This window comes from Terrihabitans soli (genome assembly GCF_014191545.1).
Classification (GTDB): Bacteria; Pseudomonadota; Alphaproteobacteria; order Rhizobiales; family Methylopilaceae; genus Flaviflagellibacter; species Flaviflagellibacter soli.
The window spans coordinates 1,813,106-1,827,108 of sequence record NZ_AP023361.1; the positions used below are offsets into that span (position 1 = coordinate 1,813,106).

Sequence of the window (14,003 nt, forward strand, 5' to 3'; positions counted from 1 at the left end):
CGGCGGATGGTCGGTCGCGGAGATGAATCCGGGACTGAAAGATCAGCCGCGCCCTCCCTATCATCCGTCGCAGAAGCGGCCGCGCGATGCGGCCGTGCTCATTCTGCTCGACCGCTCCGGTCCGCAAACCAAGGTGCTTTTAGGCCAGCGCCATAGCGGGCATGTGTTCATGCCGGGCCTGCATGTCTTCCCCGGCGGCAAGGTCGAAGCTGCCGATGCCCGCGCGCCGGCAACCGGCCATCTGCCGCCGCATGTCGAACGCCGTCTCTTGTCGGATGTCCGCCGCCCCTCTTCGCTGCGCGCCCGCGCCTATGCGCTTGCCGCGATCCGCGAACTTGCCGAAGAGACCGGACTGATGCTCGGCAGGAAGCCCGCACATGTCCCGGCAATGGCCGGAGACTGGAAGCCGTTTGCCGCGGCCGGCGTCGTGCCGAACCTCGATCATCTGTTTCTCGTCTGCCGCTCGATCACCCCGCCCGGCCTTGCCCGGCGCTACGACACGCGTTTCTTCGCAACCGACCTTTCGGATGTCTGCCACCGGATCGAAGGGGTCATCCATAAAGACGCGGAGCTGGTCGAGCTGCGCTGGACCCCGCTCGGCCACACCGACGGGCTGCACCTCCACCAGATCACCCGCCTGGTGCTCCAGGAGCTCGAGGCGCGGCTGAAGAGCGGGCTGGAGCGGGACCTGCCGGTACCTTTCTACCGCCCCCGCAAGGGCCGGTATCACCGGGACGAAATCTAGGCTTTTGGGCCGAGAATCCTTGACTTCAGGGGCCCGATGCGTAGGTTGCGCCCTTCTCATTCTTCCGGGCGCCTTGAGGCGCCGAACGAGGTTTCGCGATGGCCAAGTCCGCCATGATCAAGATCAAGCTCGTCAGCTCGGCTGACACGGGCTTCTTTTACGTTGCCAAGAAGAACGCCCGCACCATGACGGAAAAGCTCGTTCTCAAGAAGTACGACCCGGTCGCTCGCAAGCACGTCGAGTTCCGCGAGTCCAAAATCAAGTAATCAGCCCAACTAGCTGATTTTAAATGCAAAAGCCGACGCGATGCGTCGGCTTTTTTGCGTTCTGAAGAGCTTTGGGAGAGGCTTTCCGGAGAGTGGGGCCGGAGGGGACGGCCATCAGTTTGAGGCCACCAGACCGTCCCCTACCGACCGACCTCACGAGACACAGGAGATGCGGCGGACCTGTAAGTTCCCGTAAGGCCAACGGGTACCGCGAGCGGCCCCGTATGAAGAAGAGACTATAGTTTAAACAAAGTTGCGCAACCCCAATCCGCGCCACCGTTAATAGCCGCGCGAATAAACCCTAAATGTTAGTTTTAACGGCTTGATGAACGTAGCTCAGGCTGCGTCCGAAACCACGCGATTACGTCCATCGCGCTTCGCTTGATACAGCGCCTCATCTGCGCGCTTCAGTATCGTATCTGCGGCATCGCCTTCGCGACGCATGGCAATACCAACCGAGATCGTGACGTCGATCTTCTTCACGCCCTTGGATACTGGAAACTGTTCGGCTGCGATGTTGCGGCGAAGTCTTTCACCGACGGCGCGTGCAACGGACAGATCAGCATCGGGCATCACGACGACGAATTCTTCACCGCCGTAACGACACGCGAGATCAATGCCGCGCACACTCGACTGCAATCTGGTGGAGAACTGGCGAAGGACCTCATCTCCAGCGTCGTGGCCGTAGGTGTCGTTGATCGGCTTGAAATGATCAATATCGATCAAGACGAGCGCCAGCGGCCGTTCCGTCTGCGAGGCCTTTTCAATCAAGGTCTCAAGATGAGTTTCCATATAGCGGCGGTTATACAGTCCGGTCAGAGAGTCGGTCAGCGCAAGTTCCATGCTCTGCTGAACATTGGTGCGCAGCCGGTCGGCATAACGCTTGCGCCGGACTTGGGTCATCACGCGCGCAACGAGTTCGTTCCTGTCGATCGGACGGACGAGGTAATCGTTCACGCCAAGATCGAGACCACGCAGAACCCGCGCGGTGTCCTCCTGTTCGGCGATGAGAAGCAGCGGCAGATTGCGCGTGCGCTCAAGCGAGCGCGCCTGGCTGCACAGGCGCAGCGCGTCGAAATCGGTAAAGCCGAGGCTGACGATCATCAGATCGTATTCCGTCTCCGCTGCACGGAAAAGCGCTTCCTGCGGGGAGGATTCGACATCTACGGTATGCGTGTCCCGCAGCGCCGTCTGGATGCGCTCGGTGGAGGCGGCACGGTCATCGACGATCAGGATGCGGCCGTTGAGGCCGTTGTCGAGGATGGTATCGGTCGCAACTGCCGCCATGCCGGCCTGATGGCCGGAGACCGCACGCAGGCGCAGCTCGTCGGTCATCATCTTCAGGCGCGTCAGGCTGCGCACGCGGGCGAGCAGTGCGATATCGGACACCGGCTTGGTCAGGAAATCGTCGGCGCCGGCTTCAAGACCCTTCACGCGGTCGGACGGCTGATCGAGCGCGGTGATGATCACGATCGGGATGTGATGGGTCGCCGGGTCCGCCTTCAGGCGGCGGCAGACCTCGAACCCGTCCATACCCGGCATCATGATGTCGAGCAGGACGATGTCGCACTGCGCCCGGGCGCACACGTCGAGCGCCTCCTGTCCGCTCATCGCCGTGACGACTTCGAAATACTCCGCCGTCAGCCGCGCTTCGAGCAGCTTTACATTGGCAAGGACGTCGTCAACGACGAGAACGCGGGCGGGCATCGATCAATCCGGCAGGAAGTGACGCACGGTCTCGAGAAACTTCGCGACCGAAATGGGTTTCGACAGATAGGCTTCGCAGCCGCCTTCGCGGATGCGTTCCTCATCGCCCTTCATCGCAAACGCGGTGATGGCGACGACGGGAATGTGTTTGAGGTCCGGATCCTCTTTCAGCCATTTGGTGACTTCGAGGCCCGAAACTTCCGGCAGCTGAATGTCCATGAGGATGAGGTTCGGACGATGCTGGCGCGCCAGCGCCACCGCCTCGATGCCGTTGCGGGTCTGAACCGTCGAGTATCCGTTGGCCTCGAGGAGGTCGTTGAAGAGCTTCATATTGAGCTCATTGTCCTCCACGATGAGGATAGTCTTTCCCATATCCCCTACCCCTTGGCGCCCGCAAACGGGTCGGGGTCCGTTCCCAAAGGGACGGCCCCGTGATTTCGTTCTGTGTTGATGAAAATATTACGGGCTAAAAGTTGAAGAAGCGCGAACCGGCTTAGAGAAATGCAGGGCAATTTAAAAGAACTTAAGAATGCCAGTGAGTTAGCTGTGAGCGCGTTGGTGTTTCTGGCGGCCGATCCGGAGCGTTTGGGCCGTTTCCTTGCCCTTTCGGGCATAGACCCGCAGACGATTCGCCTGGCGGCCAAAGAACCGGGCTTTCTGGCGGGGGTGCTGGAGCACATTTCGGGGGATGAAAAACTCCTCCTTGCCTTTGCCGAAGAGAACCAGGTCCGGCCCCAAGAGGTGAGCCGGGCGCGGGCCCTTCTGGCCGGTCCGATGCCGGAATGACCAAGATGCCGGGCTTTTGCCGCGACTGTCTGAGCGATGAGCCCGGAACCGCTCCGCGCTGCACCGCCTGCGGCTCGCCGCGGCTTGTCCGGCATATCGAACTCGACGACCTCACCACCGCGCATATCGATTGCGATGCATTCTATGCCGCCGTCGAAAAGCGCGATCATCCGGAGCTGCGCGATAAGCCTGTCATTGTCGGCGGCGGTAAACGCGGTGTCGTCTCGACCGCCTGCTACATCGCGCGCATCAACGGCATCCGCTCCGCCATGCCGATGTTCAAGGCGCTGCAGCTCTGCCCGCAGGCGACCGTCGTCAAACCCGATCATGCGAAGTATTCGGCTGTGGGGCGCGAGGTGAAAACCATGATGCGCGAGCTGACGCCGCTGGTGGAGAGTGTATCGATCGACGAAGCCTTTCTCGATCTTGCCGGCACCGAGCGCGTCCACGGCATGGCGCCGGCGCGGGTTCTGGCGCGTTTCGCCAAGCGGGTGGAAGAGAAGATCGGCATCACCGTCTCGGTGGGACTCGCGCCGAACAAGTTTCTGGCCAAGATCGCCTCCGATCTCGACAAGCCGCGCGGCTTTGCCTGTATCGGACGGGCGGAAGCCATATCCTTCCTCGATAACAAGCCGGTGCGCATTCTCCCCGGCATCGGCGCGGCCTCCGCAGCGAGCCTCGAAAAGGAAGGTATCCGTCTCGTCGGCGATATCCGCCGCACCGAGATGCGCGATTTCGTCCGCCGCCACGGCGCTTACGGCCTGCATCTGTGGCAGCTCGCCCATGGCGAGGACAAACGCCCCGTCCGCTCCGAACGCGAGACCAAAAGCGTCTCCGCCGAGACGACCTTCAACGAGGACATCTCCGATGCGGGCGAGTTGACGACCATTCTCTGGCAGCTCTCGGAGCGCGTTTCGGCGCGGCTGAAAGCGGCGGAGTTTTCCGGTTCGCGCGTGACGCTGAAACTCAAGACCCGCGATTTCAAAAGCTGTACCCGCTCGCGCACGCTCGATGCGCCGACGCGGCTTGCCGGCAAAATTTTTGAGGTGGGCCGCGAGCTGCTCGGCCCCGAAGCGCGCGGCGAGCACTTCCGACTGATCGGCATCGGCGTCGAGGACCTCTATCCGATCGCCGACGCCGACCCGCCCGATCTGCTCGACCCGGGATTGAAACGCCGCATCGCCGCCGAGGAAGCCATGGACCGCATCAGGGGCAAATTCGGCAAGGATGCCGTGGGCAAAGGCATCGGCTTTGGCACACGCAAGGCGTGACTTGCAGCAAAGGCCGGAAAGCGCAAGAACACAGGCCCTCATCCTGAGGAGGCGCATAGCGCCGTCTCGAAGGATGAGCCAAGGGTTCTGAATTGCCGCCCATCCTTCGAGACGCGCCTTCGGCGCTCCTCAGGATGAGGCTGAAAGTGGAGATCGTTTATGGCCGGACAGACCGACAAGCGCCTTGCCGAACTCGGCGTCACTTTGCCGACGCCCGCAGCACCCGTGGCCAATTACGTGCCCGCGGTGATCACCGGAAAGCAGCTCTTCATTTCCGGCCAGCTGCCGATGAAGGACGGCAAGGTGCAGCTCACCGGCGCGCTCGGCGCGGGCCCCTCGGTCGAAGACGCCGCTGCCGCCGCCAAACTCTGCGCCATCAATGTGCTGGCGCAGGCGAAAGCCGCGCTCGGCGATCTCGACAAGATCGTGCGCCTTGTGAAAGTCACGGGTTTCGTCGCCTCCGCCGCCTCCTTCGGCGAGCATCCGAAAGTCGTCAACGGCGCGTCCGATTTCTTTGTCGAAGCGCTGGGCGACCGCGGCAAGCATGCGCGTTCGGCCGTCGGTGTTGCCGCTCTCCCCTTCGGTGCTTCGGTCGAAGTCGAAGCGATCTTCGAAATCGCCTGATCATGAATCTCGACCTGCTGTTCGAGCGGCCGATCGCCCATCGCGGTCTGCATGAGGCGAATGCCGGGATCATCGAAAACTCGCGCACAGCGGTGCTGCGCGCAGTCGAGGCGGGTTACGGTTTCGAAGTCGATGTGCAGATGAGCGCCGACGGCGAAGCCATGGTCTTCCATGACGAGAAGCTGGACCGGCTGACCGGAGAGACCGGCCCGGTCAAGGCGCGCACCGCCGCCGAGCTGAAGGAGATCGCGCTGAAGGACAGCGCTTTCGGCGACCGCATCTGGACGCTCGGCGAACTCCTGCTCGAAGTTCGCGGGCGCGCCGCGGCCATCATCGAAATAAAGACGCTGTGGGATCACGATATGCGGCTGGCGGAACGCACGGCGCGGCTTCTGTCCGTCTATCCTTATCCAGCCGCCGCCAAAAGCTTCGATCCGGAAATCGTCGCGGCCTTCGGCAAAGCAGCACCCGAGGTTCCGCGCGGCATTATCGGTTATGCGTATCCGGCCGACGGCGAGGAAGGCCTCACGGCGCTGAAGCGCTTTTACCTTCGCCATCTCCTGCATTGGCCGAAAACGCGTCCGCATTTCATTTCCTGGGCGGTGCGCGATCTCGAAATGGTCAGTGTGCGGCTGGCGCACCGTATCACCGGGGCGCCGGTAATGACCTGGACCGTGCGCACCGAATTCGACCAGGCGCGGGCCGGGCTTCACGCCGACCAGATGATCTTCGAAGGCTTCCTGCCCTGACGAAACGCCCGACACCCAAATCCGCGCGTGATGCGGTCGAGGCGAAGCTGCGGGTCAATCTGATGCCGTCGCTGACGGCGATCGAGCCGATGGCGTGGAATGCCTGCGCCAATCCGGAGGAGTATCCGACCGGCGCGACGAAAGACGCGGCGCTGCCCCCCTACAATCCCTTCGTCTCTCACGAATTCCTTCTCGCGCTCGAAGAGTCCCATTCGGCGACGATGGAGACGGGCTGGGCGCCGGCCCATCTTGCCGTCGAGAACGAAGACGGCCTCCTGCTCGGCGTCATGCCCGCTTATGTGAAATCGCATTCGCAGGGCGAATATGTTTTCGACCATGCCTTTGCCGATGCGCTCGAGCGCGCCGGGCTCGATTATTATCCGAAAGTGCAGGTCTCGGTGCCGTTCACGCCGGCGACGGGCCGCCGTTTCCTGATGCGGCCCGGCCCTGAGGCCGAACGCGCGCGGCTTGCCCTCGCCCAAGGCCTGCTCGGCCTTGTCGGCCAGCTCGAAGCGTCATCCGCCCATGTGACCTTCATGACGAAGGAGGAACAGGAGTTCCTGACCGCAAAGCTCGGCTTCCTGCCGCGTACGGACATCCAGTATCATTGGGAGAACGAGTGCGGCTGGAAGAGTTTTGACGACTTCCTCGGCTCCCTCACCTCGCGCAAGCGCAAGGCGCTGAAACGCGAGCGGCGCGAGGCCTTGGGCGACGGCATCGAGATGAAATGGATCACCGGGAAGGACATCAAGGAGGCGCATTGGGACGCCTTCTGGCAGTTCTATCAGGACACCGGCTCGCGCAAATGGGGTACCCCATATCTGACCCGTGAATTCTTCTCGCGGGTCGGGGCCGCCATGGCCGACCGTATTCTCCTCATTTTCGCCATGCGCGGGGGGCACCCCGTGGCCGGCGCCCTGAACTTCATTGGGGGCGATACTTTGTTCGGACGCTACTGGGGGTGTATTGAAGAGCACCCCTTCCTGCATTTCGAAACCTGCTATTACCAGGCCGTCGACTTCGCGCTCGAACGCGGATTGAAACGGGTGGAAGCCGGGGCGCAGGGCGGACACAAACTGGCGCGCGGCTACCGCCCGGCGCTGACCTATTCGGCACACGCTTTCGCCCATCCCGGGCTGCAGCGCGCCGCCGAGGATTATTTGAAACGCGAGCGGCTGCAGATCCTGCACGCCCGCGAGGAACTCGATGCGGAAGCCCCCTTCCGCCAAGAAACGGAAGAACAGGAGTGACGATGGCCACCTCGTACGATCCGAACAATGTTTTCGCCAAAATCCTCGACGGTGAACTGCCCTCGCACAAAGTCTACGAAGACGACCGCACGCTCGCGTTCATGGATGTGATGCCGCGCTCGAACGGCCATGTGCTCGTCATTCCGAAAAAGCCGGCGCGCAATCTTCTCGACGCCGAGCCGGAAGAGCTCGGCTATGTGGTCGGTGTCGTACAGACGGTCGCCAAGGCGGTGAAGAAGGCCATGAAGGCGGACGGCCTCACCATCCAGCAGTTCAACGAGGAAGCCGGCGGCCAGGTCGTGTTCCACCTGCACTTCCATATCGTCCCGCGCTATGAAGGCCAGCCGCTGCGCCCGCACACCGGCGAATTCGAAAAGCCGGAAGTGCTGACCGCCAATGCCGAGAAGATCAAGGCGTCGCTCGGGAAGTAAGGTCCCGGGGTTCTTTTCGAACCCGCACCTCCCTATCTCCTGAGCACCCAAACGACCGCACAGGCTTCAGGAGCTTTTTATGGATCTTCACCTCACCGGCAAAACAGCTCTCGTCACCGGCTCGACCGGCGGCATCGGCCTCGAAATTGCGCGCAAGCTTGCCGTCGAAGGCGCAAAGACCATTGTGTCCGGCCGCAGCAAGGACAAGGTCGAGGCTGCGGTCGCTGGCATCAAGGCCAGCGGCGGCAAGGACGTCACCGGCATTGTCGCCGATATCACGACGGCGGACGGCGCAGCAAAGACCATCGCCGCCGCAAAAGAGGTCGATATCCTCGTCAACAATCTCGGCATCTATGAGAGCAAGCCCTTCACCGAGATCAGCGATGCCGACTGGCTGAAATTCTTCGATGTGAACGTCCTGAGCGGCGTGCGTCTGGCGCGGGCCTACTTCCCGCAAATGCTGAAGAAGGATTGGGGCCGGATCATCTTCATCTCCAGCGAGTCCGGTCTGTCGATCCCAAAGGACATGATCCATTACGGCATGACCAAGACCGCGCAGCTGACGATTGCGCGCGGCCTCGCCGAACTCACCAAGGGCACGAAGGTGACGGTCAATTCCGTGCTGCCAGGCCCGACGCGCTCCGAAGGCGTCGAGGCTTTTCTCCGGAGCCAGTCGAGCACGCCGGACGCGCCTCTGGCCGCACTTGAAAAACAGTTCTTCGAGACGGCGCGCACCTCATCTCTGCTGCAGCGGATGATCGAGCCGGACGAGATCGCAAGCCTCGTCGCTTACGTGGCCAGCCCCCTCTCCGCGGCAACGAACGGCGCCGCGCTTCGGGTTGAAGGCGGGCTGGTGTCGACGATTGCTTGACCTCATCCTGAGGAGGCGCAAAGCGCCGTCTCGAAGGATGAATCGCAAGCTCTGATTTGTTCGCCCATGGTTCGAGACGCGATGCTGTGCATCGCTCCTCACCATGAGGTCTGTGCCGCAAACAAAAAAGCCGCCCTTCCGGGCGGCTTTTTCAATGCGTAGGGACGAAGATTACTTCGGCGCGAGGGCCTTGGTTTTCGCCGGCGGCTTTTTCACCGGCTTGGCCTTCGCCTTCACGGTTTTCGCCTTCGGCTTTGCGGCTTTGGGCTTTTCGGCTTTCGGCTCGCGCACGACCTTCTCGGCCTTCGGCGTGATGCGGCCTTCGGGGAATTCGAAGCCCATCTTGGCGTCCTTGCCGGTGCCCTCGAGGATCACCTTCACCGCGCCGCCATCCTTCAGCTTGCCGAACAGAACTTCTTCCGCCAGCGGCTTCTTGATGACTTCCTGGATGAGGCGGGCCAGAGGCCGCGCGCCCATCAGCGGATCGTAACCCTTCTCGGCGAGCCAGGCGCGGGCCTCGTCGGAAAGTTCGATCGTGACGCCGCGATCGGCAAGCTGCGCCTCGAGCTGAAGCACGAACTTGTCGACGACCTGCTGCACGACTTCCGCAGGAAGACCCGCGAAGGACACGATGGCGTCGATGCGGTTGCGGAACTCCGGCGCAAACAGCCGGTTCAGCGCTTCCGTATCCTCGCCCTCGCGCTTGGCGCGGCCGAAGCCGATCGGTGCGCGCGCCATGTCGGAGGCGCCCGCATTCGTCGTCATGATCAGGATGACGTTGCGGAAATCGACCGTCTTGCCGTTATGGTCGGTCAGCTTGCCGTGATCCATGACCTGCAACAGGATGTTGAACAGGTCCGGATGCGCCTTCTCGATTTCGTCGAGCAGAAGCACGCAATGCGGATGCTGGTCGACGCCGTCGGTCAGAAGCCCGCCCTGATCGAAGCCGACATAGCCGGGAGGCGCGCCGATGAGCCGCGAGACGGTGTGGCGTTCCATATATTCCGACATGTCGAAGCGCAGCATCTCGACGCCGAGAATGGAGGCGAGCTGCTTTGCGACTTCGGTTTTGCCGACGCCGGTGGGACCCGAGAACAGATACGAACCGATGGGCTTTTCCGCATCGCGCAGGCCCGCACGGGCGAGCTTGATCGCGGAGGACAGCGCATCGATCGCCTTTTCCTGTCCGTACACGACGCGCTTCAGGTTTTCCGTCAGATTGCGCAGAACCTCGGCATCGTCCTTCGAGACGGTTTTGGGCGGAATGCGCGCGATGGACGCGACCGCCGCCTCGATTTCCTTCAGACCGATGGTCTTCTTGCGCTTGTTCTCCGGCAGAAGCATCTGCGAAGCGCCCGTCTCGTCGATGACGTCGATGGCCTTGTCCGGCAGTTTGCGGTCATGGATGTATTTGGCCGCAAGCTCGACCGCGGCCTTGATGGCCTCGTTCGTGTAGCGCACCCGATGGAAGCTCTCGTAATAGGGCTTCAGACCTTTGAGGATCTCGATGGCGTCCGGAACGGTCGGCTCCGGCACGTCGATCTTCTGGAAGCGGCGCACCAGCGCGCGGTCCTTTTCGAAATACTGGCGGTATTCCTTGTACGTCGTCGAGCCGATGCATTTCAGATTGCCGGAAGCCAAAGCCGGCTTCAGCAGGTTCGACGCATCCATGGCGCCGCCCGAGGTCGCGCCCGCACCGATGACGGTGTGGATCTCGTCGATGAAGAGAATGGCGCCGGGGGTATTTTCCAGCTCCTTCACCACCTGCTTCAGGCGTTCTTCGAAATCGCCGCGATAGCGCGTGCCGGCCAAGAGCGCGCCCATATCGAGCGAGAAGACCGTCGCATCTTCCAGAACGTCCGGCACTTCGCCGCGCACGATACGGCGGGCCAGGCCCTCCGCGATCGCGGTCTTGCCGACGCCCGGATCGCCGACGAAGAGCGGATTGTTCTTCTGGCGGCGGCACAGGATCTGGATGGTGCGCTGGATTTCGGTGTCGCGGCCGATCAGAGGATCGATCTTGCCGTCGCGCGCCTTCTTGTTGAGGTTGACCGTATAGGCGTCGAGCGCATCGGCCTTCTTCTTCGAATTGCCGCTCTCTTCGCTCTGCGGTTCATCGTCGGTGCCGCGCGCCGGACGCGCATCGGAGGCGCCGGGGCGCTTGGCGATGCCGTGGCTGATATAGTTCACCGCGTCGTAGCGCGTCATGTCCTGCTCCTGCAGGAAATAGGCGGCGTGGCTTTCGCGCTCGGCGAAGATGGCGACGAGCACATTGGCGCCCGTCACTTCCTCGCGGCCGGACGACTGCACATGGATGACCGCGCGCTGGATGACGCGCTGGAAACCGGCGGTCGGTTTTGAATCTTCGGTGCCGTCGGTGATCAGATTGTCGAGCTCGGCGTCGACATATTCCGACAGGTTGCGTTTCAGCTGGTCGATATCGACATTGCAGGCGCGCATCACCGCGACCGCGTCCTGATCATCGATCAGGGACAGCAGAAGATGTTCGAGGGTGGCGTATTCGTGGCTGCGTTCATTGGCGAGCGCCAGCGCGCGATGGAGCGATTGTTCCAGGCTGTGCGAAAAGGTGGGCAACTAGAACCTCATTTCTTTTCCATGACGCATTGCAAAGGGTGCTGATGTCTCCTTGCAAAATCCATGACTTGAGTGACCTTCGTCTCGGCCACCTCGTAGGTGAAAATGCCGCACTCCCCCACACCGTTGTGGTGGACGTGAAGCATCACGCGTGTCGCATCTTCCCGGTTTTTGTTGAAGAAACGCTCAAGCACATGGATGACGAACTCCATGGGCGTGTAATCGTCGTTCAGCAGCAGGACGCGATAAAGGCTCGGCTTTTTGGTCTTGGCCTTGGGCCGGGTGACAACCGCCGTGCCGGAGCCGTCACCACCGCCATCGCGGGGCGCCGCCATCTTGGTCGGCCGTTTGTCACTCATATCAGCCCTAATCGCACTCCCAGATTCGACCCTGAATCTAATGGGGCTTGCCGCCATAGACCAGATGCCAAAAGCGGCAAGCTTTTGGCATGGCGCGTAAAACACCTGGAAAGCACAAAGATCGGGCTTCGACCCGTCCCCGTCCCGCACCGGGATTCTGAACGCGGTTTGACTTAGGTGGTTTAACCCGTCCGTAACCGCAAGAGCCGCATTCTCTACCTACTCGTGCCGTCCTGCAGGCGGCCGTGGTCAGTTTACGCGCCGGCCAGGAAGGCCGGCCGATGGGGATTGCGACTGGTATGCGTTCCGTAACCTCTTTCCGCGCCTCGATTTTCCTGAAACTGCTCGCCTGCGCTTGCGCCGGCATGCTTGTGGCGTCGGCGGTGCCCGCCGATGCCGCCGGCAAGAAGCCGCGCAAGGAAGCCTCGGCCAAGCGCACGGCCAAGAAAGCTCCCCAGAAGCCCAAGGCGCCCGGCTATTCGCCCCCCTATGCTGCCCTTGTGGTCGATGCCAAGACTGGAAAGGTTCTGTTTTCGGACAGCGCCGACGAGACGCGTCACCCCGCCTCACTGACCAAAGTGATGACGCTTTATCTGCTGTTCGACGAACTCGACCGTGGCGCCCTCACCCTCAAAACCCAGCTGACGGCCTCCGCCGAGGCGGCCCGCCAGGCGCCGTCCAAGCTCGGCCTCCGGGCGGGCGATACGATCATGGTCGAAGACGCGATCAAGGCGCTGGTCACAAAGAGCGCCAATGACGTCGCCGTCACCATTGCCGAAAACATCGCAGGCTCCGAAGCCGCCTTCGCCCAGCGCATGACGCGCAAGGCGCGCGCACTCGGCATGACCTCGACCATGTATCGCAACGCGTCCGGCCTGCCGAACCCCGAACAGGTGACGAGCGCGCGCGATCTTGTGATCCTCGGCCGCGCCATCCAGGACAATCACCCGAACTATTACGGCTACTTCGCCACCAAGAGCTTTGCCTGGCGCGGCCAGGTCTATTCGAACCACAACAAGCTGCTCGGCAGCGTGAAGGGCGTCGACGGCATCAAGACCGGCTATGTCCGCGCTTCGGGCTTCAACCTTCTCACCTCGGCGCAGCAGAATGGCCGCCAGGTCGTCGCCGTCGTGCTCGGCGGCAGAAGCTCCAGTTCGCGCGATGCGCATATGCGCGATCTGATCCAGACCAATATCGCCATCGCCTCCGCCGGTCCGCGCACCGCGCCTAGGATCGCCGAAGCGCCGATGCCGGCCGAACCCATGCCGGTGCTCGCCACCGCCCGCGCCAGCGCGCCCTCGGCCGCGCCCGCCTTTGCTCCGGCGACGATGGCCAGCGTGCCGATGCCCGCGCCGCGTCCGCTCACCGCCGCTGTACCGACATTGCCGCAGCCGGTGATGGCGGCGTTCGCCGCCTCCGCGCCGAAAGAGCCGGTTGAAGATCCGGCGCCGCAGAGCGTCCGCCTCGCTCAGATCGATGGCCGCACCGCCGCGCCGCAGATTGCGGCCGATGCGCCGCGCAGCCCGACCATGACCCCCGACGCCATTGCCCAGCGCATCGCAAACGCCAATGCCATGGTGACGACGACAACGCCGTCTGCCTCTGCTCTCGGCTGGAAAACCGGCGCGCAGCCCGTGGCCGCCAATGCCTATGCCGGCACGACACCGGGCACGACACCGCGTCCGCAAACGGCAGCGCCCGTCGCCGTGGCGTCCGCGGCCCCGGCAGCTTCCGCACCCGTGGCAGCACCCGCGCCGATCGCAGCATCGCCCGTTATCGCGTCAGCTCCGGTCATCGCTCCCGCGCCTGTCGCCGAACCCGAGCCCGTGCAGATGGCCGAAAACGAAATCCCGGTACGCTCGGTGAAGACCCTGGCGATCCGCCCGCCGGTCGAAGCGAGCCTTTATCCCGCGCCGCTCGCAGCGCCGGCTCCGGCTCAACAGGCCGCGCCGGTTCAGACCTATGCGCCCGCCCATCCGGTCGTATCGCGTCCGGCGGCCATGGCTCCAGCGCCCGCGCCGCAAATCGCGGCCGCGCCGATGCCTCAGCCTGCAATCTCCTCCGCTCCGCCGCGTCCGGGCTGGATGATCCAGATCGCCGCATCACCCGATCGTTTACAGGCGGAACAGCTTCTCGAGCGTGCCGTTGGTGCGGTGAAATCCGCCGACCGCAAAGCCGAACCCTATACCGAACCTGTCCAGAAGGACGGGGTCACTTTGTACCGTGCGCGATTTGCCGGTCTGAACGAGCAGTCCGCCGTTCAGGCCTGCAAAGCGGTCAAACGCGCAAGCATGTCGTGTTTCACTCTCAAGAACTGAGGGCTGCGTAATGTATTCGAGCGTAGAGACA

General features: G+C 62.8%; 14 protein-coding genes. 10 read left to right on the plus strand and 4 right to left on the minus strand.

Going from position 1 to position 14,003, the window contains the following annotated elements; translation table 11 throughout:
- Positions 1-22 precede the first annotated feature (22 nt).
- Positions 23-745: an NUDIX hydrolase gene (locus IZ6_RS09345; protein ID WP_222874797.1), complete on the plus strand. Its 723-nt coding sequence runs from the start codon at positions 23-25 to the stop codon at positions 743-745.
- Positions 746-843: 98 nt separating this feature from the next.
- Entirely contained in the window at positions 844-1,011 is a 168-nt protein-coding gene (gene rpmG, locus IZ6_RS09350; RefSeq protein WP_222874798.1) for a 50S ribosomal protein L33, read from the plus strand.
- Positions 1,012-1,347: 336 nt separating this feature from the next.
- On the opposite strand, the gene IZ6_RS09355 is transcribed toward rpmG, so the two are convergent.
- On the minus strand, positions 1,348-2,718 hold the full coding sequence (locus IZ6_RS09355; RefSeq protein WP_222874799.1) for a PleD family two-component system response regulator: 1,371 nt from the start codon (positions 2,716-2,718) through the stop codon (positions 1,348-1,350).
- Between the two features lie 3 nt (positions 2,719-2,721).
- Positions 2,722-3,090, minus strand: coding sequence for a response regulator (locus tag IZ6_RS09360; RefSeq protein WP_222874800.1), 369 nt, complete (start codon positions 3,088-3,090; stop codon positions 2,722-2,724).
- A gap of 129 nt (positions 3,091-3,219) precedes the next feature.
- On the opposite strand from IZ6_RS09360, the gene IZ6_RS09365 reads away from it, so the two are divergent.
- From IZ6_RS09365 to IZ6_RS09395, 7 genes are all read left to right on the plus strand, one after another.
- Entirely contained in the window at positions 3,220-3,504 is a 285-nt protein-coding gene (locus tag IZ6_RS09365; RefSeq protein ID WP_222874801.1) for a DUF3572 domain-containing protein, read from the plus strand.
- Positions 3,501-4,775 (plus strand): DNA polymerase IV, encoded by a 1,275-nt coding sequence (locus IZ6_RS09370; RefSeq protein ID WP_222874802.1) that lies wholly within the window; start codon positions 3,501-3,503, stop codon positions 4,773-4,775. Before IZ6_RS09365 ends, IZ6_RS09370 begins: the two co-directional genes overlap by 4 nt.
- A gap of 159 nt (positions 4,776-4,934) precedes the next feature.
- The gene (locus tag IZ6_RS09375; protein ID WP_222874803.1) at positions 4,935-5,399 is read left to right on the plus strand and encodes a RidA family protein; all 465 of its coding nucleotides are present in this window, start codon (positions 4,935-4,937) and stop codon (positions 5,397-5,399) included.
- Positions 5,400-5,401: 2 nt separating this feature from the next.
- Positions 5,402-6,148, plus strand: a complete 747-nt coding sequence (locus IZ6_RS09380; protein WP_222874804.1) for a glycerophosphodiester phosphodiesterase family protein — start codon at positions 5,402-5,404, stop codon at positions 6,146-6,148.
- A gap of 62 nt (positions 6,149-6,210) precedes the next feature.
- Positions 6,211-7,398 (plus strand): GNAT family N-acetyltransferase, encoded by a 1,188-nt coding sequence (locus IZ6_RS09385; RefSeq protein ID WP_222874805.1) that lies wholly within the window; start codon positions 6,211-6,213, stop codon positions 7,396-7,398.
- Between the two features lie 2 nt (positions 7,399-7,400).
- The gene (locus IZ6_RS09390; RefSeq protein WP_222877598.1) at positions 7,401-7,829 is read left to right on the plus strand and encodes an HIT family protein; all 429 of its coding nucleotides are present in this window, start codon (positions 7,401-7,403) and stop codon (positions 7,827-7,829) included.
- Between the two features lie 79 nt (positions 7,830-7,908).
- Positions 7,909-8,700 (plus strand): SDR family NAD(P)-dependent oxidoreductase, encoded by a 792-nt coding sequence (locus IZ6_RS09395; protein WP_222874806.1) that lies wholly within the window; start codon positions 7,909-7,911, stop codon positions 8,698-8,700.
- Between the two features lie 171 nt (positions 8,701-8,871).
- Here IZ6_RS09395 and clpA read toward each other — a convergent pair whose 3' ends face one another.
- Both clpA and clpS read right to left on the minus strand, forming a co-directional pair.
- Positions 8,872-11,295: an ATP-dependent Clp protease ATP-binding subunit ClpA gene (gene clpA / locus IZ6_RS09400; protein ID WP_222874807.1), complete on the minus strand. Its 2,424-nt coding sequence runs from the start codon at positions 11,293-11,295 to the stop codon at positions 8,872-8,874.
- Between the two features lie 8 nt (positions 11,296-11,303).
- Positions 11,304-11,654 carry an ATP-dependent Clp protease adapter ClpS gene (clpS, locus tag IZ6_RS09405; RefSeq protein ID WP_222874808.1) on the minus strand — a complete coding sequence of 117 codons (351 nt, stop codon included), beginning with the start codon at positions 11,652-11,654 and terminating at the stop codon, positions 11,304-11,306.
- A gap of 299 nt (positions 11,655-11,953) precedes the next feature.
- Here clpS and IZ6_RS09410 point away from each other — a divergent pair, with 299 nt between their 5' ends.
- Positions 11,954-13,972 carry a D-alanyl-D-alanine carboxypeptidase family protein gene (locus tag IZ6_RS09410; protein ID WP_222874809.1) on the plus strand — a complete coding sequence of 673 codons (2,019 nt, stop codon included), beginning with the start codon at positions 11,954-11,956 and terminating at the stop codon, positions 13,970-13,972.
- Positions 13,973-14,003: the final 31 nt, after the last annotated feature.